The following is a 22217-nucleotide window of genomic DNA, read 5'->3' as shown; positions in this document are numbered from 1 at the left end:
CGCCCGGCGGCCCATCGGCCCGTGCTCCACCGCGCCGGGTGGCCGCCGGCCCGTCCTCCACCACGCCCCCCACCAACCAGCCCAACTCGCCCCACCCCGCCCCGCAATCCCAGACGCTCGCCTGTCGAATCCCTTGACGATCGCCTTCCCGGCGGATTAACTCACGTCCTAAATTAAGTCATGAGTGCAACCCCCGAAGGGACACCGGGACGCATGCGCAGCATCCGAGCCGCGGCCGTAGGCGCCGTCACCCTGTCACTCGCCCTCGCGGCCACGGCCTGCGGAGGCGGGTCGGCCACCGGCGGCGGGTCCAACGACTCGCCGAAGACGCTGACGTACTGGGCGTCCAACCAGGGGGCCAGTATCGAGGCGGACAAGCAGGTGCTCCGGCCCGAGCTGGACAAGTTCGAGCAGCGGACCGGGATCAAGGTCGAGCTGGAGGTCGTGCCCTGGTCGGACCTGCTCAACCGGATCCTGACCGCCACCACGTCGGGCCAGGGCCCGGACGTGCTGAACATCGGCAACACCTGGAGCGCCTCCCTCCAGGCGACCGGCGCGCTGCTGCCCTGGGACGAGGAGAACTTCGCCGCGATCGGCGGCCGGGACCGGTTCGCCGAGACCGCGCTCGGTTCGACCGGAGCCCAGGGCAAGGACCCGGCCGCGGTCCCGCTGTACTCGATGGCGTACGCCCTCTACTACAACAAAAAGATCTTCGCCGAGGCCGGCCTCTCCAAGCCCCCGGCCACCTGGGCCGACCTGGTCGCGGCCGGCAAGAAGATCAAGGCCAGGGGCAAGTCCCCGCTGGGCGCGGAGGGTTCGAACCTGTCGGAGAACATCCACCACGTCTTCGTCTTCGCCAAGCAGCGCGGCGCCGACTTCTTCACCGCCGACGGCAAGCCCGACTTCACCAACCCCAAGGTGGTCGACGCGGTCAAGAGTTACGTCGATCTGATGGCCAGGGACAAGGTCATCCCGGCCGGCGACGCGGAGTACGCGCAGAACCAGTCCGTCAGCGACTTCGCCAAGGGCAAGCAGGCCATGCTGCTGTGGCAGACCGCCTCCGCCAACCTCAAGTCCCAGGGGATGAGCGAGGACGCCTACGGCATCGCGCCCGTGCCGGTGATCTCCGGGACGCCCGGCGGCGGCACCCAGGTCAACTCGCCGGTCATGGGCATCAACATGGCCGTCTTCAAGAACACCGACAACCTCGACGGCGCCAAGGAGTTCGTGAAGTTCATGACCTCCGACGAGGAGCAGAAGATCCTCAACAAGGCCTACAGCGCCATCCCGCCGGTCAAGGCCGCGCAGGCGGACCCCGCGTTCGCCGCCCCGGACACCGCGGTGCTGAAGGACACCCTGGCCACCAGCGCCGCCGCGCTGCCGCAGGTCCCGTCCGAGTCGCAGTTCGAGACGACGGTCGGTACGGCCGTCAAGGACCTGTTCGCCGACGCCGCCGCCGGGCGGCCGGTGACCACCGGCTCGGTCGAGGCCAAGCTGCGCAAGGCCCAGCAGCAGATGCCGGCGGCGTGAGCCCGACGATGACCACCACCGCCTTCAAGGAACCGGTGCGCCGGGCCCCGTCCGGTGCGGCGGCGCGCGCACCCCGCCGTCGCGCCGGACGGCTGCGCCGCATCTCGCTGCCGTATCTGCTGCTCCTGCCCGCCCTGCTGCTCGAACTCCTCGTCCACCTGGTGCCGATGGTCATCGGCGTCGTGATGAGCTTCAAGGAACTCACCCAGTTCTACATCCGCGACTGGAGCACGGCCCCCTGGTCCGGCCTCGGCAACTACCAGGTGTCGGTGGACTTCGACGCCCCCGTGGGCGAGGCCCTGCTGCACTCCTTCCTCGTCACCGTCGGCTTCACCCTGCTGTCGGTCGGCCTGTGCTGGCTGATCGGCACCGCCGCCGCGGTCTTCATGCAGGACACCTTCCGCGGACGCGGACTGCTGCGGGCCCTGTTCCTGGTGCCGTACGCGCTGCCCGTCTACACCGCCGTCATCACCTGGGTGTTCATGTTCCAGCACGACAACGGCCTGGTGAACCATGTGCTGCACGACCAGCTGCACCTCACCGACAAGCCCTCCTTCTGGCTCATCGGCGACAACAGCTTCTACGCCCTGCTGACCGTCTCGGTGTGGAAGGGCTGGCCGTTCGCCTTCCTCATCGTGACCGCCGGGCTGCAGAACATCCCCCGGGAGCTGTACGAGGCCGCCGCGCTGGACGGCGCCGGGACGTGGCAGCGCGTCCGCCGCATCACCCTGCCCTCGCTGCGTCCCGTCAACCAGGTTCTCGTGCTGGTGCTGTTCCTGTGGACGTTCAACGACTTCAACACACCGTACGTGCTGTTCGGCAAGTCCGCGCCCGAGGCCGCCGACCTCGTCTCCGTCCACATCTACCAGGCGTCCTTCGTCACCTGGAACTTCGGCACCGGCTCCGCCATGTCCGTCCTGCTGCTGCTCTTCCTGCTCGCCGTCACGGGCGGCTACCTGCTGTTCACCTCGCGCGGACGGAGGGCCGCCGATGTCTAGCACCCACCCGCGGACCACCCCGGCCCGTTCGCCCATGGCACCCCCGCGCACCTTCCTGTGGTGCCGGCGGATCTTCCTGACCCTGCTGGCCGGTTTCGTGCTGGTTCCGGTGTACGTGATGGTCTCCAGTTCGCTGAAGCCGCTCGCGGACGTCACCGGCGAGTTCCGCTGGCTGCCCAGCGGGCTGACCCTCCGCCCGTACATCGACATCTGGTCGACGGTCCCGCTCGCGCGGTACTTCGTGAACTCGGTGATCGTGGCGGGCGCGGCGACGGTCTGCTCGGTCGTCATCGCCGTGTTCGCGGCCTACGCCGTCAGCCGCCACGACTTCCGCGGCAAACGCGTCTTCACGGTGACCGTGCTGTCGACGCAGATGTTCCCCGGCATCCTCTTCCTGCTCCCGCTGTTCCTGCTCTACGTCAACATCGGCAACGCCACCGGCATCGCCCTGTTCGGCTCGCGCGGCGGACTGATTCTGACCTACCTCACCTTCTCGCTGCCGTTCTCCATCTGGATGCTGATCGGGTACTTCGACTCGGTGCCGCGCGACCTGGACGAGGCGGCGCTGGTGGACGGCTGCGGCCCGCTGAGGGCACTGCTGCGGATCGTCGTGCCGGCCGCGACCCCCGGCATCGTCGCGGTCGCCGTCTACGCCTTCATGACCGCCTGGGGCGAGGTGCTCTTCGCGTCCGTCATGACCAACGACACCACCCGCACCCTCGCCGTCGGCCTCCAGGCCTACTCCACCCTCAACGACGTCTACTGGAACCAGATCATGGCCGCCTCGCTGGTCGTCAGCGTGCCCGTGGTGGCCGGGTTCCTGCTGCTCCAGCGCTACCTCGTCGCGGGCCTGACGGCGGGCGCCGTCAAGTGACCCCCACCCCTGATCCCGAAGGGACTTCCGTGTCCGAACCCATCGACCTCGCCGCCTTCCCGCCCGACTTCCTGTGGGGCACGGCCACCGCGGCGTACCAGATCGAGGGGGCCGTGGCCGAGGACGGCCGTGCGCCCTCGATCTGGGACACCTTCTCGCACACCCCCGGGAAGATCGCGAACGGCGACAACGGCGATGTCGCCTGCGACCACTACCACCGCTGGCGCGAGGACATCCATCTGATGCGCCGACTGGGCGTCAACGCCTACCGGTTGTCGGTCGCCTGGCCCCGGGTGATCCCCGGCGGCACCGGAGAGGTCAACCCCAAGGGGCTCGACTTCTACGACGCGTTGGTGGACGCGCTGCTGGAGGCGGGCATCACCCCGTCCGTCACCCTCTACCACTGGGACCTGCCCCAGGTGCTCCAGGACCGCGGCGGCTGGCCGGAGCGCGACACCGCGCAAGCCTTCGCCGAGTACGCCTCCGTCGTCGCCGGCCGCCTCGGCGACCGCGTCTCCCTGTGGACCACCCTCAACGAGCCCTCCTGCTCGGCCTGGATCGGCCATCTGGAGGGCACGATGGCGCCCGGCTGGACCGACCTGACCGCCGCCGTCCGCGCCTCCTGCCATCTGCTCCTCGGGCACGGCCTGGCCACCCGGGCGATCCGCGCCGCCGCCCCCGGTGCCCGGGTCGGCATCGTCAACAACCTCTCCACCGTGTACCCGGCCACCGACCGCCCCGAGGACGTGGCGGCGGCCCGCCGGCACGACGGCCATGTCAACCGCTGGTGGCTCGACCCCGTGCACGGCCGCGGCTTCCCCGCCGACATGGTGGACACCTACGGAGTCGAACTGCCGTTGAAGGACGCCGACTTGGCGGCAGTCTCCACCCCGCTCGACTGGCTCGGCCTGAACTACTACTTCCCGCAGTACGTCGCCGACGACCCCGGGGGACCGGCGCCGTACGCCCGTTCCGTCCGGCGTGAGGGCGTCGCGCGCACCGGCATGGACTGGGAGATCGACGCCTCCGGGATCGAGACGCTGCTGCTCCGCCTCACCGAGGAGTACGGCGCCCGGGCGCTGTACGTCACCGAGAACGGCTCCGCGTTCCCGGACGTCGTACGCCCCGACGGCAGCGTGGCGGACCCCGAACGCCAGGACTACCTGGAGCGCCACCTCGCGGCCTGTGCCGCCGCCGTCCGCAAGGGAGCCCCGCTGGCCGGCTACTTCGCCTGGTCCCTGCTGGACAACTTCGAGTGGGCGTACGGCTACGACAAGCGGTTCGGGCTGGTCCACGTCGACTACCGCACCCAGGCCCGCACGATCAAGGGCAGCGGCCGCCGGTACGCGGACCTCGTCCGCGCCCACCGCGGCCTGACACGCCGGGCCGCCTGAGCCCGGCCCGGACGGCCGGTGGACACGGCAGGGGAGTCCGTGTCCACCGGCGCGCCACACCCCGTCTATGTCATGAGCACGACAAGAACAGAGAGTGCCCCTCCACCCCCACAAGGAGAGCCGCATGCGATCCCGCACCCTGCTCGCCGCCCTCGCCGCCCTCGCCACCACCGCCCTGCTGTCCTCGGGCCCGCTCCTGGCCGCCCCCGCCCCCGCCTCCGCCGCCCCGGCCGCCGTCGGCTGGGACACCGACCGGGCGGCCGCCGCCTACGCGCTGAACCCGGCCGCCGTCACCGCCTCCGGCAGCGAGAACGCCGGCACCGGCCCCGGTCTCGCCTTCGACGGCGACGCGGCCACCCGCTGGTCCAGTGATTTCACCGACGACGCCTGGCTCCGTATCGACCTCGGCTCGGTGCTCCGGGTCGACCGCGTCACCCTCGACTGGGAGGCCGCCTACGGCAAGCGCTACGTCCTGGAGATCTCGAAGAACGGCACCGACTGGACGCCGTTCTACACCGAGACCGCGGGCACCGGCGGTTCGGTCACCGCGTACACGTACCCCCAGGAGGTCACCGGCCGCTACGTCCGGCTGCGCGGTCTGGAACGCGCCACGCCCTACGGCTACTCGCTGTGGAACCTCAAGGTCTACGGCGGCGAGCCGGCCCCGGCCTCGGCCACCCGCACCAACCTCGCCCTCAACCACCCGGCGTACGCGAACTACTACCAGGACGCGGGGCACTCACCGGCGTTCCTCACCGACGGCGGGTGGCCCGCGAGCCTCAAGGGCGATGCCAGCCGCTGGTCCAGCGACTGGAACGCCGACCGCTGGGTCTCCGTCGACCTCGGCGCACCGTCCACCATCGACACGGTGGACCTCTACTGGGAGTCGGCCTACGCCGTCGACTACCTCCTCCAGGTATCCGACGACAACCGCACCTGGCGCACGGTGTACGCACCCTCGCCCGCCGACGTCGCCGCCCGCCGCGCCCACGTCACATCACCGTCCGACGCGGCCGGACTGCACGACTCGGTCCGGCTGCCCGCGCCCGTGACCGGCCGCTATGTCCGCATGCTCGGCAAGGAGCGCCGCTCCTTCCACAACCCGGCCCCCGCCACCGCCCAGTTCGGCTACTCGCTCTACGAGTTCCAGGTCTGGGGCACGGGCGGCAGCGCCTCGGCCGCGTACCCGGCGCTCCCGGCCGACCCGCCGGGCGGCTACCGCACCACCTTCTTCGACGACTTCACCGGCGCCGCCCTGGACCGCTCCAAGTGGCGGGTGGTGCGCACCGGCACCGAGATGGGCCCGGTCAACGGCGAGTCCCAGGCGTACGTCGACTCGCCGGACACCGTCGCCACCCGCGACGGCAGCCTGGTCCTCAAGGCCGGGTACTGCAAGGGCTGCACCCGGGCGGGCGGCGGCACCTACGACCTCACCTCCGGCCGCGTCGACACCCACACCCACCTCGACTTCACCTACGGCAAGGTCAGTGCCCGGATGCGACTGCCGGTCGGCGACGGGTTCTGGCCGGCCTTCTGGCTGCTCGGCAGCGACGTCGACGACCCCTCCGTGTCCTGGCCGGCCTCCGGCGAGACCGACATCATGGAGAACATCGGCTACCCGGACTGGACCAGCACCGCCCTGCACGGTCCCGGCTACTCGGCCGACGGCAACATCGGCGCCCGCCAGACCTACCCCGGTGGCGGCACGGCCGGCCAGTGGCACACGTACGCGGTGGAATGGACCCCGACGGCACTGCGCATCTCCGTGGACGACCGCCTGGTCCAGGAGACGACCCGCAACAAGCTGGAGTCCACCCGGGGCCAGTGGGTCTTCGGCCACCAGCAGTACCTCATCCTGAACCTCGCCCTCGGCGGCGCCTATCCGGCCGGCTGGAACAAGGTCACCACCCCCTACTGGGGGCTGCCCCAGTCGAGCGTCGACAAGATCGCGGCCGGGGGAGTGCAGGCGGAGATCGACTGGGTGCGGGTCGAACAGAAGGACTGACCCGGCCGGCCCGCCGTACGCTCCTGTGCCGCCCCTCGGGCCGGGCGTTACGGTGGGCCGGAACACCGGGAGGGGAAGGAAGCGAGGGCACGTGGCCGGGCCGGATCCGCGGAAGGAGTACCAGCGCGGGGTCGCGCGGATGGAGTCCCGGACGCGCGGGCTGATGCTCGGGCTCGCCCTCGGCGACACCCTGGGCGCGGTCCGGGGCCGGGCGCCGGCCGCCGGACCGCTGCGGGCCGGAGTCGCCACCCAGCTGGCCTGCTTCACCGCCGAGGGCGTCATCCGGGCGATGGTGCGCGGGCAGCACAAGGGCGTCTGCCACCCGCCGGGCGTCGTCCTGCACGCCTACTGCCGATGGGCGGCGCTCCAGGGCATCGAGGAGGAGCGGATGCGCCGCCGCTGGGCGTCGTACCCGCCCGGACGGCCCTGGCCGGACGGCTGGCTCGCGGGCGTCCCCGCGCTGACGGAGCGGCGCGGCAGCGCCCCGGCGACGGTGGCCGCGCTGTCCCGGATCGAGGACCCGCACAGCCGGATCGCCACCGGCAGCCGGGGCTGCCACGCGCTCGTGCGGACCCTGCCGGTGGCGGTCGCCGGGCCGCACTGGACCGAGCAGGCAGGGGAGTTCGCCGCGCTCACCCACGGGGACCCGGCCGCGCGGTCGGCCGCCGAGCGGGCCGCCGTACTGCTCCGGCACTGCCTGACCGCGCCCCGCCCGGACGGCCCCGGCGACCGGGGGGGAGCGCATCGCGCGCGAGGCCCTGGAGAAGGGGCTCGCCGCCCTGCCTTGCGACGAGGGGCGGGAGGGGGCCGCGACGGCGCTCCGGTACGCCGCCGACCGGCCCGGCCGGCGCGACCTGCTGGCCCGGCTCGCCCCGGACGCGACGGCCCCCTCCGCGCTGCTGGGTGGCCTCTACACGGCCGCCTCCTTCCCCGGCCGGGACCGGTTCCGGGCCGCTCTGGAGTTCGCGGCGGGCGCGCCGGACGGCGAGTCCGCGGCCTGTGTGACCGGGGCGCTGCTCGGCGCGGTGCACGGCGCCGAGGCGCTGCCCGCGGACCTGGTGAGCCGCCACGAACTGGCCTGGGTGCTGGATACGCTGGCCCGTGACCTGCTGGCCCAGATCGAGGACTCGCCCAGCGGCAGCGAGTACACCCCCGCCTGGGACCCGCACTGGTGGGACCGCTACCCCGGCTGGTGAGCCGCTCCGGCGGCCGCGGTCATCGGAACGGGCACGCCGTCCGCCGTCCGCTCAGCCCTTCCTGCGGCGCCCCGTTCCCGCCGTCAGCAGCAGCGCCGACAGGGCGGAGGTCACCCAGGCGGCCACGAGGACGCCCGCGTCGCCGGAACCGAACATGCCCGCCGCGACCAGTGCGAGGAACACGCCGGCGGACTGCGTGCCGGTGCCGGGCGGCATCGGGCCCGCCGTCCACGGGCGTCGGCGCGGCACCCACAGGCGCAGCAGCTCCGCGGTGGCCGCGAGCGCGGCGAGCCGGGAGTCCACCCGCAACCACAGCGGGGCATGGTGTCGCCCAGTTCGCCGACGCCGGTCACGGTGAACAGGGCGAACAGGAAGACGGGCAGCAGCCAGGCGGGGCTCGCGCGCACGTGGGTTCCGGGCGCCCCGACGGCCCGGTGGCCACCCGCCGGTGCCTCCTCTTCGGAACCGGGGCCCGACTCGCGAGGAGTGCGGGGAGCGCGGGGAGCCCGGACGGCCGGGAGCGGGCGCAGGGCGCGGGACTGGGCGTGGCGCAGGCGGCGGCCCGCGTCGCCGTACCGGTCCCGGTGTCTCGCTCAGGGGGCTGGAGACCGCGGGCCGCGACCCGGAGGCGTCGCCTCCGCAGAGGCGACGGCCGAGCGGGTGGGAAGGTTGCCCCGTGATCATGACCACGGACTTAATGCATATGATGTGCAAGTGCGTACATATAGCGTGAGGCCCGCGACCGCCGACGACCTCGACAGTGCGAGGTCCGTCATGCTCGACACCGTCTACCACGACTTCGGCACCGGATACGTACCCCGGTGGCACGCCGACATCGTGGACCCGGCCGCCTACTACCTCGCGCCCGCCCGGCACACCCTGCTCGTCGCCGTCGACGCGGACGGGCGGGTCGTCGGCACCGGCGCCCTCGACTCGCGCGGCCCGCAGTCGCCGCCGAACCCGCCCGGTCTGGCCGAACGGTACCCCTCCGGCGAGACCGCGCAACTGCGCCGCGTGTACGTGCGCCCCGGGCACCGGCGCCGGGGCATCGCACGCGAACTGGTGGCCCGGCTGCTGGACTTCGCCGCCGCGGACGGCGGCTACCGGTCCGTGTACCTGCACACCGATCCCGCCGTGCCCGGCGCCGAACCCTTCTGGCGCTCGCTCGGCACCGTCGTGCACGACGAGCGCGAGGACGCCGGGGGCGGCCAGAGCGTCGTGCACTTCGAGCTCCCCCTGAAGCGGACCGGGAGCGCGGTGGACCGCCCCGAGCACGCGACGGCTTAGTGGAAATGATTTCCATGTAATCTGTCGTCCGGAGCCATCCGCACGTCACACCCCCCACCAGTACGAACCGAGGACCATGCCTGCCCCGCGCCCTTCCCGCCTGCTCGCCGCCCTGCTCGCCGCGCCCCTCCTGGCCGGCTGCTTCGCCTCCTCCGGCGAGACGGACGACAAGCCCGCCGACGGCTCGCGGCTCCGTGTCGCGCTCGCCTTCCCGCCCGCCGAACGGCTCTCCCCGTACGGCGCCGACGCCACCATCCTGAGCCGGCTCGGCATCACCGAGAGCCTCACCGCGCTCGACGGCAACGGCACCGCCGCCCCCGCCCTCGCCTCCTCCTGGCGCCGGCAGGACGCGCGCACCTGGCAGTTCACCCTGCGCGAGGCCACCTTCCACGACGGCTCCGAGGTCACCGCCGACGCCGTGGCCGCCTCCCTCGACCGGGCCGCCCACGCCCGGCCCGCCCCGGCCGCCCTGTCCGGGGTGACGCTCACCGCCAAGGCCGTGGACCGGCACCGGATCAGCGTCAGCACCGGCCGGCCCGACCCCATCCTGCCGCTGCGGCTGTCCAGCCCGAGCCTCGCCGTGCTGTCCGCGAAGGCCTACCGGGACAAGGACCACATCGACCCGGCCGGCGCCGGCACCGGCCCCTTCGTCCTGAAGAAGGTCACCGGCGCCACCTCCGCCACCCTCGACCGCCACGACGGCTACTGGGGCGGACGCGCCCAGGCCGCCGGCATCGACGTCCGCTTCGTCCCCGACGGCACCGCCCGCACCAACGCCCTGCGCAGCGGCGACACGGACATCGCCGAAGCCGTCCCGGTGGCCCAGGCCGCCACGCTCCAGCCGGACACCCGCCGGGAGACCGCCACCACCCGCACCACCAGCCTGCTGCTCAACCACCGCTCGGGCCCGTTCGAGGACGCCCGGCTGCGCGCCGCCGCCCGCGCCGCCGTCGACACCTCCGCCCTCGCCAAGGGTGTCTACGAGGGCCACGCCGACCGCGGCACCGGCATCTACGGCCCCGCCGTCAGCTGGGCCGAGGGACGGCACCCCGAGCCGGTCGGCAGGGCCACCCCGAAGCGGCCCGACGGCACCCGGATCACCCTCGCCACCTACGACAACCGGCCCGAACTCCCCGAGGCCGCCCAGGTGCTCAAGCAGCAGCTGGAGAAGGCCGGCTTCCGCGTCCAGCTCGTCGTCCGCGAGTACGCGCGGCTGGAGAGCGACGCCCTCGCCGGCAAGTTCGACGCCTTCGTCCTCGCCCGCAACAGCCTCGTCGACACCGGCGACCCGGTCGCCATCCTCGCCGGCGACTACACCTGCGACGGCAACTACAACCTGGCCCAGCTGTGCGACAAGGACGTCGACCGGGCCGTGGCCGAGGCCGAGCGCACCGCCGACACCGTCAAGCGGCAGGACGCGGCGCTGCGTGCCGAGGCACGCGTCCTCGGCACCGACTCCGTCGTACCCCTGGTCCACCAGCGCGTCATCACCGGCGTCGGCCGCTCCGTCAAGGGCGTGCTGCTCGACCCCTACGAGCGCACCCTCATCGGCACCGGCACCCGGCGCTGACCCGTGCGGAGCGTGCTGTGGCGGGCCTCGCTCGCCTCCGTCCTGGTGTGCGGGATCGGTCTGCTGCCCTGGCTCAGCCGCACCGACCCCGCGCTCACCGTGCTCAAGGCCCGCGCCCAGGACCGCGACCCGGACCCCGCGGTGCTCGCCGCCATCCGCGACCAGCTCGGTCTGGACGACGGGCCGCTGACGCTGCTCGGACGCTGGCTCGGCGGACTGCCGCGCGGTGACGCCGGCCGGTCCTGGATCTCCGGGGCCGAAGCCGGACCGGTCGTCGTACAGGCGCTCGGTGCCTCCCTGCTGCTCATGGCGGTCGCCCTCCTGGTGGCCGCCTGCACCGCCGCCGCGGTCTGCGCCCGCACCCTGTACCGGGGCGGCCGGAACCGGCCCGGCGGCACCGGCTCCGCGATGCTCGCCACCCTGCCGGAGTTCCTCACCGCCTCCGTCCTCGCCACCGTCGTCGGCGTCCAGCTCGGCTGGCTGCCCGCCCTCGGCTGGTACGGGCCCCGGTACACCGTGCTGCCCGCGCTCGCCCTCGGCCTGCCCGCCGGAGCCGTCCTCGGCCGGCTCCTCGACGACCAGCTGCCCGGCGCCTTCGCCGAACCCTGGGCGCGCGCCGCCGCCGCGCGCGGAATGCCCCGGGCGCGCATCGCCCGCCAGGCGGTACGGCGCTGCCTGCCCGGACTGCTGCCGAACACCGCCCTGTTCGTCGTCGGCATGACCGGCGGCGCCGTCGCCGTCGAACAGCTCTACGACATCCCCGGCCTCGGCCGCACCACCCTCCAGGCCGCCCTCGCCCAGGACCTGCCCGTCCTCCAGGCCGGCACCCTCGCCCTGCTGCTGCTCGCCGCGCTCGCCACCGGCGCGGCCCGGCTCGGCGTCCGGCTGCTCACCGGCCCCGCCCTGCGCGACGGCGCCCTGCCCGCCCTGCCCCGGCTCACCCCGGCCGTCCGCCGCACCCCGCCGCTGCTGCTCGGCGGGGCGCTGCTCGCGGTCCTGGCGGCCGGCCTGCCCCGCGATCCGCTCGCCCTGAACACCACCGCCCGCCTCCACCCCCCCTCCTGGGCCCACCCGTTCGGCACCGACGCGCTCGGCCGCGACCTGCTCGCCCGGGTCGCCCACGGCGCCCTGGACACCCTGCTGCTCGCCCTCGCGATCAGCGCCGGCACCCTGCTCGCCGGACTGCTGCTCGGCCTGCTGCCCCGGCTGTCCGGGCCGCTCGCCGACACCGTCAACGCCGTACCGCCCGTGCTCGCCGCACTGCTGGTCACCGCCGTCACCGGCGGCGGACCGGCCACCCCCGCGATCGCCGTCGCCGCCGTCGCCTGGGCGCCCCTGGCCACTCACACCTCCGCCCTGCTCCGCCAGGAACGCGCCGCCCTCCACATCACCGCCACCCGGGCCCTCGGCGCCGGCCGCTGGTACCTGCTGCGCCGCGAACTCCTGCCCGCCGTCGTCCCGTCCGTCACCCGGCACGCCCTGCTGCGGCTGCCCGGCACCGCGCTCGCCCTCGCCGCGCTCGGCTTTCTCGGCCTCGGCGCCCAGCCGCCGTCCCCCGAGTGGGGCCGGCTGCTCGCCGAGAACCAGCCCTACGCCGAGCGCGCCCCCTGGGCCGTCCTCGCCCCCGCCGCCGTCCTCGCCGTCCTCGGCGCGCTGGCGGTGACCTCCGCGGGCGCCCTGCACCGCCGCCGCCCGGCCCGGCCCGCCGTAGGGGAGAAGCCGGCCCGCCCCGCCACCGCCGTAAGGGAGAAGTCCGCCCGATGAGCGCCCCGCGCACCGACCGGGCCCCGCTGTCACCACTGCTGCGGCTGCTGATCCTCACCCAACTCGCCTTCAACATCGGCTTCTTCGCCGTACTGCCGTTCCTCGCCGAACACCTCGGCACGGCGATCGGCATGGCCGGCTGGCTGGTCGGGGTCGTCCTCGGGCTGCGCACCTTCAGCCAGCAGGGGCTGTTCGTGGTGGGCGGCGCCCTCGCCGACCGGTACGGCGTCCGGCCCGTCGTCCTGACCGGCTGCGCGTTGCGCGTCGCCGGGTTCGCCTGGCTCGGATACGCCGAACGGACCTGGTCGGTGATCGGCTCCGTCCTGTTGATCGGCTGCGCCGCCGCGCTGTTCTCCCCGGCGGTGGAGTCGGAGGTCGCCCGGCAGGCCGTCCTGCGGGAGGAGGCCGGCGACGGGCCGCGCGCCCGGGTGCTGGCCCTGTTCACCGTCGCCGGGCAGGCGGGCGCCTTCACCGGTCCGCTGCTGGGCGCGCTGCTGCTGACGGCCGACTTCCGCACGGTCTGCCTGGCCGGCGCGGCCGTCTTCACCGCCGTCCTCGCCGGACACGCCGTCCTGCTGCCCCGGCACATCCCCGGCCGCGAACCCGTCACCGTGCGCGGCGGACTCGGGCCGCTGCTGCGCAACCGTCGCTTCCTCGCCCTGTGTTGCGGCTACGGCGCCCAACTGCTCGCCTACAACCAGCTCTACCTCGCCCTGCCCGCCGAAGTGCGGCGCGCCTGCGGCTCCCAGGCGCCGGTCGCCTGGCTGTTCGCGCTGTCCTCCCTGCTGGTGGTGGGCGCCCAACTGCCCGTCACCCGCTGGGCGGGCCGCCGGCTCACCCCGCGCCGCTCGCTGACCGCCGGGCTGCTGCTGACCGGCGCGGGCTTCGCCGCCGTCGCCGCCGCCCGCCCGGCCGGCCTCACCGGCATGGCCGGACTGGCCCCGCTCGCCGCCCTGGTCGTCCTGCTCACCGCCGGCCAGATGCTGGTCGCGCCGGTCGCCCGCGCCTGGCTGCCCGACCTCGCCGAACCCGGCCGCATCGGCCTCTACACCGGCGCCCTGTCCTCCGTCTCCGGCCTGCTGGTCCTGCTCGGCAGCACGGCCTCCGGCGCGCTCCTCGACCTCGGACTGCCCCCGGCGCTGCCCTGGGCGGCCCTGGCGGCGATCCCCCTGGCGGCGATCCTGCTCCTGCCCGGAGACCACCCCACCCATGCCAGGGCCCCCGAACCGGCTTGATCCCGGCCCCCGGCGGCGCCGCTTCCGGCAGCCGGGCTCAGCGTGCCGCGGGTTCCGCGTGCAGCGGCTTGGGCGGGGCTCGGTACGCTGCCGGCCCCGCGTGCAGCGGCTCGTGTTCGGGGCTGGGTGCCGCGGGTTCCGCCTGAGGTGGCTTGGGCCCGGCTGGTGTGCCGCTGGTTCTGGCAGGTCCGAGTCGGCTTGTGTTGGGGTCAGTGGGCTGCCGGGCCTGTGTGGAGTGGCTTGGGCCCGGCTGGTGCGCCGCCGGCTCCGGCAGTGCCCGAGTCGGCGTGAGCCGGGCTCAGTGTGGCGTCGGCTCCGGCAGGCGGGGTTGCCGTGTCCGCCCGGCCCGTGCCCCGGTCGTCGCTCGCGCGGTGCGCCGCAGCCAGCGCACATCCCGCCCGAACGACCACACCAGCGAACCCAGCGCGAGCAGTACGACCGCGAGGTCCGCCGGGTACGGCAGCAATCCGGCGCCCGCCACCAGCAGGCACACGCCCTGCACGGCGGCGACGGTCTTGCGGGCGAAGGACGGCGGCAGCGGCGCGGTCAGCCACGGCGCGAACCGGGCCGCCGCGACGAACACGTAACGCATCGAACCGATCAGCAGCACCCACGGCCCCAGCCGCGCCGACACGTACACGCTGAGCACCAGGATCAAAAACGCGTCCACCTCCATGTCGAACCGCGCCCCCAGCGCCGAGGCGGTACCGGTCCGCCGGGCCACCCGGCCGTCCACCCCGTCCAGCAGCAGCGCCACCGCCGTCAGGGCGACCAGCACCGTCACCGGCGGCGCACTCGCGAAGGAGTCCGCGACCAGCGCCGTCACCCCGCCGACCAGACCGGCCCGGCCCAGCGTGACCCGGTTCGCCGGCCCGAGGGACCGCAGCCGCGAGCGGTGCCCGGCACGGCGGAGCACCGCCCAGGTGGCGCACGCGAAGGCGAGCCCGGTCAGCCACCCGGCCGGCCCCATGCCGGTCGCCGGTCCGAGCAGCGCCAGCAGCAGGACCTGCGCACCCGCTCCCACGGCGGTCTCCTGCCGGATCCTCGCGTCGTACGTGTCGTTCAGGGCCACCGCGCATCCTCCGGCCGAGTGACAGAGTCGATCAACGCCGCGTACTGTGCGCGGCCTGTGCACCCCCCGGTACGTGAACAGCTTCCCGACCGTTCAGGAGGACGCCATGCACCGCACCGCCCGCGCGTTCTGGCTCCGCTCGCCCGGCCACGGAGAACTCCGCGAGGTCACCCTCCCCGAACCCGCCCCGGACGAGGTCCTGGTGCGCGCCCTGTACTCCGGGGTGAGCCGGGGCACCGAGACGCTCGTCTTCCGCGGCGGGGTACCCCAAAGCCAGCACACCGTGATGCGCGCGCCGTTCCAGGAGGGCGACTTCCCTGGCCCGGTGAAGTACGGCTACCTCAGCGTCGGCGTGGTGGAGCGGGGCCCGGCCGCGCTGACCGGCCGTACGGTGTTCTGCCTGTACCCGCACCAGAGCCGCTACGTCGTCCCGGCGAGCGCCGTCACCGTGGTGCCCGAACGGGTGCCCGCCGCACGGGCCGTGCTCGCCGGCACCGTGGAGACCGCCGTCAACGCCCTGTGGGACGCGGCACCGCTGATCGGCGACCGGATCACGGTGGTCGGCGGCGGCATGGTCGGCTGCGCGGTCGCCGCGCTGCTCGCCCGGTTCCCCGGTGTCCGGCTCCAACTGGTCGACGCCGACCCGGCCCGCGCGGCGACCGCACGGGCACTCGGCGTGGACTTCGCCCGGCCCGCCGACGCCCTCGGCGACCGCGACCTCGTCGTGCACGCCAGCGCCACCGAGGCCGGCCTCACCCGGTCCCTCGCCCTCCTCGCCCCCGAGGGCACGGTCGTGGAACTGAGCTGGTACGGCGACCGGAGCGTGGCCCTGCCGCTCGGCGAGGCCTTCCACTCCCGCCGGCTCACCCTCCGCGGCAGCCAGGTCGGCACCGTCTCCCCGGCCGCCCGGCCCGGCCGCACCTACGCCGACCGGATGGCGCTCGCCCTGGACCTGCTCGCCGACCCGGCGCTGGACGCCCTCGTCACCGGCGAGAGCCCCTTCGAGGAACTCCCGTCCGTCCTGCCGAAACTGGCGTCCGGCGAGCTCCCCGCCCTGTGCCACCGCATCCGCTACACCGGGCCCGGCCCGATGTGAGAAAAGCAGTGAGAGAGGGCTGAACGCGGGGCAGCGACCAGCCGTACTACACGGCATCCCCCGGCGGGCAAGGGCAGGGGGACCAGAGGCGCCGCACCTGGAGGGTCGTCCGTTGTTCAGCATCACCGTCCGCGATCACCTCATGATCGCCCACAGCTTCCGCGGCGAGGTCTTCGGCCCCGCGCAGCGCCTGCACGGCGCCACGTTCCTCGTGGACGCCACGTTCCGCCGCGAACAGCTGGACGAGAACGGCATCGTGATCGACATCGGCCTGGCCGGCCGGGAACTCCACGCGGTGATCGCCGAGTTGAACTACCGGAACCTGGACGACGAACCCGGCTTCCAGGGCGTCAACACCTCCACCGAGTATCTCGCCAAGGTCATCGCCGACCGGCTCGCCGACCGGATCGCCCGGGGCGGACCGGGCGAGGGCGCCAAGGGCCTCGCGGGCATCACCGTCACCCTGCACGAGTCGCACATCGCCTGGGCGAGTTACGAGCGTGCCTTGTGACCGGCCCGACCACGCGCCGCGGCCGCTGTTCTCCTTCGCCCGCCACCCGGACCGTTCCCCTGTCCCTGCGCACCGCGCACTTCGTGATGCCGGGCGGCGTCGACGACCCGGCCGCGCCCAGCGGCGGCAACGTCTACGACCGCCGGATCCGCCTGGACCTGCCCGGCTTCGGCTGGCGGATCATCCCGCACGCCGTCCCGGGCGGCTGGCCCCGCCCGGACGGCCCCGCCCGCGACCGCCTGGCCCGCACCCTGCGGGACCTCCCGGACGACACCGTCGTCCTCCTGGACGGTCTCGTCGCGTGCGGTGTCCCCGAGACCGTCGTCCCCGAGGCCGGGCGGCTGCGCCTCGCCGTCCTCGTCCATCTGCCGCTCGGCGACGAGACCGGCCTCGACCCGGCCGTGGCCGCCGCCCTGGACACCCGTGAGCGGGCGGTACTGCGGGCGGCGGGCGCGGTGATCGCCACCAGCGACTGGGCGGGTCGCCGGCTCGCCGCCCACCACGGACTGGCCCCCGACCGGGTGCGCGTGGCCGCGCCCGGCGCCGACATCGCGCCCCTCGCCCCCGGCACCGACGGCGTCTCCCGGCTGCTGTGCGTGGCCGCCGTGACCCCGCGCAAGGGCCAGCACCGGCTGGTGGAGGCGCTCGCGGCGGTCCGGGACCTGCCGTGGACCTGCGAGTGCGTCGGCGGCCTCGGCCACGACCCCGAATACGCGGAACATGTAAGGGACTTGATCGCCCGGCACGGTCTCGCCGACCGCCTGCGACTGACCGGCCCCCGCTCCGGCACCGAGCTGGACGCGTCCTACGCCGCCGCCGACCTGACGGTCCTCCCCTCCCGCGCCGAGACCTACGGCATGGCGGTCACCGAGGCCCTCGCCCGGGGCGTCCCGGTTCTCGCCACCGATGTCGGGGGCCTGCCCGAGGCGGTCGGCCGCGCCCCCGACGGCCGGATACCCGGCATCCTCGTCCCGCCGGAGGACCCCGCCGCGCTCGCGGCCGCGCTGCGCCGGTGGTTCGGCGACGCCGGCCTGCGCCGCCGTCTCAGGGCAGCGGCCCGCGGCCGCCGCACCGCGCTCGCCGGCTGGCCCGCCACGGCCCGCACCCTGGCCACCGCCCTTCACCGACTCCCGCACCCGCCGAGGAGGCCGGCATGAACACCCCCGGTACGGGGAGCGAGCAGGCGCGAGGCGCGAGCGCGGTGGGCACCCGGGCCGGTGACCGCGCAGGTACGCCGGGCGAGCGCGCCGGAGGTGAGGCGCGGGACGTGAGCGCGGCCGGCCCGCCCCGGGGCACCGTACGGTCGCGGGGCGCGGGCGGTGCGGGGGCGCCGCGGTACGCGCCCGCGTGGCTGCGGCTGCGGGAGGCCGCCGACGCGGCGGCCCGTGCGCGGGAGCTGCTCGGCCCGCTGCGGAACCGGCCGGCCGGCCGGGCCGACGGCCGTCTGGTCGTGCACGACCTGGGCTGCGGCACCGGCTCGATGGGCCGCTGGCTCGCGCCCCGCCTGGCCGGCGCCCAGCACTGGATCCTGCACGACCGCGATCCCCGCCTGCTGCGCCGCGCCGCCGAGACCGCCCCGCGCGCCGCCGCCGACGGCGGCCGCGTCACCGTCGAGACCCGGCGCGGTGACATCGCCCGGCTCACCACCGAGGCGCTCACCGGCGCCTGGCTGGTGACCGCGTCCGCGCTGCTGGACGTCCTCACCCGGGCGGAGGTCGAGACCCTCGCGGACGCCTGTGCGGGCGCCGGCTGCCCGGCCCTGCTCACCCTCTCCGTCGCCGGACGCGTCGACCTCACCCCGGCGGACCCGCTGGACACCGCGATCACCGAGGCGTTCAACGCCCACCAGCGACGCGCCGGACTGCTGGGCCCGGACGCGGTCTCCGTGGCCCGCGAGGCGTTCGCCGAGCGCGGTGCGACCGTCCGCCCGCACCCGAGCCCGTGGCGGCTCGGCCCCGAGGAGGCCGCGCTGACCGGGCAGTGGCTGCGCGGCTGGGTGGGCGCGGCGGTCGAGCAGCGGCCGGAACTGCGCGGCCCCGCCGAGCGCTATCTGACCGCCCGGCTCGCCGCCTGCGCGGCCGGCGCCCTGCGCGTCACCGTCCACCACACCGACCTGCTGGCACTGCCCCGGCCGACGGGCGGCCCCGCATGACCGGGACACCGACGGCACCGGACCCGACGACGCCCCGCCCCACGCACACCGGCACGCACGCGCGTACGGCACCGGCGAGCGGTGTACCCACACCCGTGTCACCGGCGGACACGAGCCCCCCACCCCCGGCACCGCCGACCGTGGCCCGCCCGCATAGCCCGGCGGCGCGCCCGGCCCGCCCCCACGCCCCGCGCAGGCACCTCGGCACGCTCACCGGTGTCGTCATCCTCGGCGTCCTGCTCTGGCGGCTCGGCACCGGACCGCTGCTCGACGGGCTGGGCCGGATCGACGGCCGCACGGTGCCCCTCGCGTTGGGGATCGGCGTGGTCACCACCGTGTGCAGCGCGTGGCGCTGGCAGTTGGTGGCGGCCGGGCTGGGGCTGCGGCTGCCGCTCGGTCCGGCCGTCGCCGACTACTACCGCGCGCTGTTCCTGAACGCGGCCCTGCCGGGCGGCGTCCTGGGCGATGTGCACCGGGCGGTACGGCACGGCCGCGGCGCCGGTGACGTCCGGCGCGCGGTGACGGCGGTCGTGCTGGAGCGGGTCGCCGGTCAGCTGGCGCTGGCCGTGGCCGGCGCGGTACTGCTGACGACCCTGCCGTCCCCGGTGCGCGCCGGGGTCCGGGCCGGTGCGCCGGCGGCCGGGCTGGCCGTCGCGGGCGTGCTCGCCGTCGTCCTCGCCGTACGGCTGAGCCGACCGCCGGCCCGCCGGGACGGTGCCCTGCGCCGGCGCCTCGGCGAGGTCCGGCGGGGGCTGGCGTCGCGGCGGGGCGGGCCCGGCATCGCGCTGTCCTCCGTGGTCGTCCTGGCCGGGCATCTGGCCTTGTTCGCCGTGGCGGCCCGGGTCGCCGCCCCGGCCGCCCCGGTGGCGGTGCTGCTGCCGCTCGCCGTGCTCGCTCTGCTGGCCATGGGCCTGCCGCTGAACGTCGGCGGCTTCGGCCCCCGCGAGGGCGTCACCGCGTGGGCGTTCGGCGCGGCCGGGCTCGGCGCGGACCGCGGGATGGCGGTCGCCGTCGTCTACGGCGTCCTCAGCCTCGTGGCGAGCCTGCCGGGCGCCGCCGTCCTGCTCCCGCTTCGGCGCCGCCCCGCCGCCGTACGCACCGGCGCCACGGCCCCCGACGACTCCCCGCCGGCCGGGGCCGCCCCCACGGGTCCCGGCCGCGGGGCACCCGCCGGCTATTGCGCGGCGGCGAGCAGTTCCAGGTACGGGCCGAAGGATTCCGCCAGACTCGCCAGCAGTTTCCTTCCCTTGTCCGCCGAACCCAGGGAAGGACGGCCGATGACGCCCGATTCGGTATAGGCGGACATTCCCAGGGTGAGCAGGTGACGGCGGTCGTCGGCGGTGAAATCGGCGGACTCGTGGCCGGGGCGGACGAATGCGGGATGCGCGTGCAGCAGAATGGACGTCTCGATTTCCCCCGCGTGCATGTCGGTGAGCGGCGAGGTGACCACCCCGGCCCGCTCCCGCGCCGTCTCCCAGTCCTCCGCGGCCGGGAACAGCGCCATCCGCTCGCCCCGCGCGGAGGCCTCCTGGACGACGTTGCCCAGCACGTAGTTGCCGCCGTGCCCGTTGACCACGACCAGCGCGGTCACGCCCGAACGGTGCAGCGACGCCGCGATGTCCGAGACCACCGCGTGCAACGTCACCGCGGAGATGCTGACGGTCCCCGGCCAGGAAGCGTGCTCGTGCGAGCAGGAGACGGTGACCGGAGGAAGGAGGTGCACCGGGTACGCGGCGGCGATCTCCCGCGCCACGGCGCAGGCGACCAGCGTGTCCGTGGCCAGCGGAAGGTACGGACCGTGCTGCTCGAAGCTCCCCACGGGAAGGACGGCGACCCGGGTGCCCCGCGCCCGTACGTCCTCGGTGGTGTCCGCCGGCAGCACGCCGGGCGCCGCCGCCGGGCCGTAATCATCCTCCCGCGCACCCGAACCACTCATCTTTTCACGGCCTTTCGTCTCTGCTGAGGAATTCAGATCATGACAGAAAACACCGGCGCCGAACGCGTTGTGAACGCACCCCTGCCGACCGTGTACGGGCAATTCCAGGCGATCGGTTACCTGGACCACGACCGCGGCGACGAACAAGTGGCCCTGGTGTACGGCGACATCGGCACCGACGACGTACTGACCCGGCTGCATTCGGAGTGCCTGACCGGCGACGCCTTCGGCTCGCGGCACTGCGAGTGCGGCGACCAGCTCGCGGCGGCGCTGCGCGCGGTCGTCGCCGAAGGCGGCGGCGTCGTCGTCTACTTGCGCGGTCACGAGGGCCGCGGCATCGGGTTGCTCGCCAAGCTGCGCGCGATGGCCCTGCAGGCGGAGGGGCTGGACACGGTGGAGGCGAACCTCGCGCTCGGCCTGCCGGTCGACGCCCGCGACTACGGCGTGGCCGCCGGCATCCTGCGCGACCTCGGCGTGCGCTCGGTACGGCTGCTGTCCAACAACCCGCGCAAACGGGAGGCGTTGGTCCGCCACGGCGTCCGGGTGGCCGAGCAGGTGCCGTTGCTGATCGAGCCGTGCGAGAGCAACATCACGTATCTGCGCACCAAGCGGGAACGGATGGACCACCACCTGCCCCATCTGGACGCCGTCGCCCACGGCACCTGAGACCCGTCCGGCGGGCGGCGCCTGGCGGTCCGGTCCGCACGGCGGCACGATGGAGCGGTGCGCGGGAGGGAGGCGGCGCGATGGATCCGCGGGCCCGGGTGGTCGTCGTCGGCGGCGGGGTGATCGGCACGAGCATCGCCTGGCACCTCGCCCGCGCCGGAGTGCGGGACGTCGTCCTGGTCGAACGGGACGAACTCGCCGCCGGCTCCACCTCCAAGGCCGCCGGCGGGGTGCGCGCGCAGTTCTCCGACGAGCTGAACATCCGGCTCGGCGCGCGCAGCCTGGAGGCGTTCGGCCGCTTCGAGGAGGAGGTCGGGCAGGACATCGGGCTGCACCGGGTCGGCTATCTGTTCCTGCTCTCCACCCCGCAGCAGGTGGCCTCCTTCGAGGCGGGCGTCCGGCTGCAGAACTCCCTCGGGGTGCCCAGCCGCCTGATCACCCCGGAGGAGGCCCGCCGTCTCTCCCCGCTGATCACCACCGACGGCCTGCTGGCCGCCGCGTACTCCCCGGACGACGGCCACTGCACCCCCGAGGCCGTCGTCCACGGCTACGCGAGCGCCGCCCGCGCCCTCGGCGTGCGCATCCTGCGCCACACCGAGGTCACCGGCATCGACCTGCGCGGCGACACCGTCACCGGCGTCCGCACCGACCGGGGTCCGATCGCCACGGACACGGTGGTCTGCGCGGCCGGCGCCTGGTCGCGGGCGGTCGGCGCGATGGCGGGCGTGGACCTGCCGGTACGGCCGCTGCGCCGGCAGATCGCCGTCACCGGGCCGGTGCCGGACCTGCCGGCCACGCTGCCCATGACCATCGATTTCACCACCAGCCTCTACTTCCACCGCGAGGGCCCCGGTCTGCTGCTCGGCATGTCCGACCCGGACGAGCGGCCCGGTTTCGCCACCGGCACCCACGACCGCTGGATCCCCCGGCT

The 22217-nt window shown here is 74.6% G+C and carries 19 protein-coding genes and 2 pseudogenes; 18 read left to right on the top strand and 3 right to left on the bottom strand.

Going from position 1 to position 22217, the window contains the following annotated elements; translation table 11 throughout:
* Positions 1-213 precede the first annotated feature (213 nt).
* From ABD350_RS02280 to ABD350_RS02250, 7 genes and pseudogenes are all read left to right on the top strand, one after another.
* Positions 214-1530, top strand: coding sequence for an ABC transporter substrate-binding protein (locus ABD350_RS02280; protein ID WP_344345897.1), 1317 nt, complete (start codon positions 214-216; stop codon positions 1528-1530).
* Positions 1531-1538: 8 nt separating this feature from the next.
* The gene (locus ABD350_RS02275; protein ID WP_344345895.1) at positions 1539-2528 is read left to right on the top strand and encodes a carbohydrate ABC transporter permease; all 990 of its coding nucleotides are present in this window, start codon (positions 1539-1541) and stop codon (positions 2526-2528) included.
* Positions 2521-3402, top strand: a complete 882-nt coding sequence (locus ABD350_RS02270; RefSeq protein WP_344345893.1) for a carbohydrate ABC transporter permease — start codon at positions 2521-2523, stop codon at positions 3400-3402. The genes ABD350_RS02275 and ABD350_RS02270 overlap by 8 nt, the downstream gene beginning before the upstream one ends.
* A gap of 29 nt (positions 3403-3431) precedes the next feature.
* Positions 3432-4796, top strand: coding sequence for a GH1 family beta-glucosidase (locus ABD350_RS02265; protein ID WP_344345891.1), 1365 nt, complete (start codon positions 3432-3434; stop codon positions 4794-4796).
* Between the two features lie 124 nt (positions 4797-4920).
* On the top strand, positions 4921-6801 hold the full coding sequence (locus tag ABD350_RS02260) for a discoidin domain-containing protein (RefSeq protein ID WP_344345889.1): 1881 nt from the start codon (positions 4921-4923) through the stop codon (positions 6799-6801).
* Positions 6802-6940: 139 nt separating this feature from the next.
* Positions 6941-7543 (top strand): annotated as a pseudogene (locus ABD350_RS02255) (ADP-ribosylglycohydrolase family protein); the annotation flags it as partial.
* Between the two features lie 259 nt (positions 7544-7802).
* Positions 7803-7997 (top strand): hypothetical protein, encoded by a 195-nt coding sequence (locus ABD350_RS02250; RefSeq protein ID WP_344346428.1) that lies wholly within the window; start codon positions 7803-7805, stop codon positions 7995-7997.
* A gap of 51 nt (positions 7998-8048) precedes the next feature.
* Here the strand turns inward: ABD350_RS02250 and ABD350_RS02245 are convergent, their stop codons facing one another.
* Positions 8049-8306 carry a hypothetical protein gene (locus ABD350_RS02245; protein ID WP_344345887.1) on the bottom strand — a complete coding sequence of 86 codons (258 nt, stop codon included), beginning with the start codon at positions 8304-8306 and terminating at the stop codon, positions 8049-8051.
* A 405-nt stretch (positions 8307-8711) separates the two neighbouring features.
* Here ABD350_RS02245 and ABD350_RS02240 point away from each other — a divergent pair, with 405 nt between their 5' ends.
* From ABD350_RS02240 to ABD350_RS02225, 4 genes are all read left to right on the top strand, one after another.
* The gene (locus ABD350_RS02240; protein ID WP_382466857.1) at positions 8712-9284 is read left to right on the top strand and encodes a GNAT family N-acetyltransferase; all 573 of its coding nucleotides are present in this window, start codon (positions 8712-8714) and stop codon (positions 9282-9284) included.
* A gap of 76 nt (positions 9285-9360) precedes the next feature.
* Complete coding sequence (locus ABD350_RS02235; RefSeq protein WP_344345883.1) at positions 9361-10854, top strand: ABC transporter substrate-binding protein; 1494 nt, start codon at positions 9361-9363, stop codon at positions 10852-10854.
* Between the two features lie 306 nt (positions 10855-11160).
* Positions 11161-12618, top strand: coding sequence for an ABC transporter permease subunit (locus ABD350_RS02230; RefSeq protein WP_344346400.1), 1458 nt, complete (start codon positions 11161-11163; stop codon positions 12616-12618).
* The gene (locus ABD350_RS02225; protein ID WP_344345881.1) at positions 12615-13853 is read left to right on the top strand and encodes an MDR family MFS transporter; all 1239 of its coding nucleotides are present in this window, start codon (positions 12615-12617) and stop codon (positions 13851-13853) included. The genes ABD350_RS02230 and ABD350_RS02225 overlap by 4 nt, the downstream gene beginning before the upstream one ends.
* A gap of 298 nt (positions 13854-14151) precedes the next feature.
* On the opposite strand, the gene ABD350_RS02220 is transcribed toward ABD350_RS02225, so the two are convergent.
* Complete coding sequence (locus ABD350_RS02220; protein ID WP_344345879.1) at positions 14152-14925, bottom strand: CDP-alcohol phosphatidyltransferase family protein; 774 nt, start codon at positions 14923-14925, stop codon at positions 14152-14154.
* 106 nt (positions 14926-15031) lie between these two features.
* On the opposite strand from ABD350_RS02220, the gene ABD350_RS02215 reads away from it, so the two are divergent.
* The 5 genes and pseudogenes from ABD350_RS02215 to ABD350_RS02195 all read left to right on the top strand — a co-directional run.
* The gene (locus ABD350_RS02215) at positions 15032-16021 is read left to right on the top strand and encodes a dehydrogenase (RefSeq protein ID WP_344345877.1); all 990 of its coding nucleotides are present in this window, start codon (positions 15032-15034) and stop codon (positions 16019-16021) included.
* A 112-nt stretch (positions 16022-16133) separates the two neighbouring features.
* Complete coding sequence (locus ABD350_RS02210; RefSeq protein ID WP_344345875.1) at positions 16134-16532, top strand: 6-pyruvoyl trahydropterin synthase family protein; 399 nt, start codon at positions 16134-16136, stop codon at positions 16530-16532.
* Positions 16529-17689 (top strand): glycosyltransferase family 4 protein, encoded by a 1161-nt coding sequence (locus ABD350_RS02205; protein ID WP_344345873.1) that lies wholly within the window; start codon positions 16529-16531, stop codon positions 17687-17689. The genes ABD350_RS02210 and ABD350_RS02205 overlap by 4 nt, the downstream gene beginning before the upstream one ends.
* The gene (locus ABD350_RS02200) at positions 17686-18684 is read left to right on the top strand and encodes a methyltransferase domain-containing protein (RefSeq protein WP_344345871.1); all 999 of its coding nucleotides are present in this window, start codon (positions 17686-17688) and stop codon (positions 18682-18684) included. Before ABD350_RS02205 ends, ABD350_RS02200 begins: the two co-directional genes overlap by 4 nt.
* Positions 18681-19673 (top strand): annotated as a pseudogene (locus tag ABD350_RS02195) (lysylphosphatidylglycerol synthase transmembrane domain-containing protein); the annotation flags it as partial. The gene ABD350_RS02200 and the pseudogene ABD350_RS02195, both read left to right, overlap by 4 nt.
* Before the next feature lie 185 nt (positions 19674-19858).
* On the opposite strand, the gene ABD350_RS02190 reads toward ABD350_RS02195, so the two are convergent.
* A complete protein-coding gene (locus ABD350_RS02190; RefSeq protein ID WP_344345869.1) occupies positions 19859-20620 on the bottom strand; it encodes a creatininase family protein in 762 nt (253 codons plus the stop codon).
* A gap of 39 nt (positions 20621-20659) precedes the next feature.
* Here ABD350_RS02190 and ribA point away from each other — a divergent pair, with 39 nt between their 5' ends.
* Positions 20660-21286, top strand: coding sequence for a GTP cyclohydrolase II (ribA, locus tag ABD350_RS02185; protein ID WP_344345867.1), 627 nt, complete (start codon positions 20660-20662; stop codon positions 21284-21286).
* Between the two features lie 80 nt (positions 21287-21366).
* The coding region (locus tag ABD350_RS02180; protein WP_344346399.1) for an NAD(P)/FAD-dependent oxidoreductase at positions 21367-22217 on the top strand (851 nt) is incomplete at its 3' end.

The organism is Streptomyces nogalater (assembly GCF_039532885.1).
GTDB classification, from domain to species: Bacteria; Actinomycetota; Actinomycetes; order Streptomycetales; family Streptomycetaceae; genus Streptomyces; species Streptomyces nogalater.
Note: the sequence above shows the minus strand (reverse complement) of the source record. Positions and strands in the feature narration are given on the sequence as shown.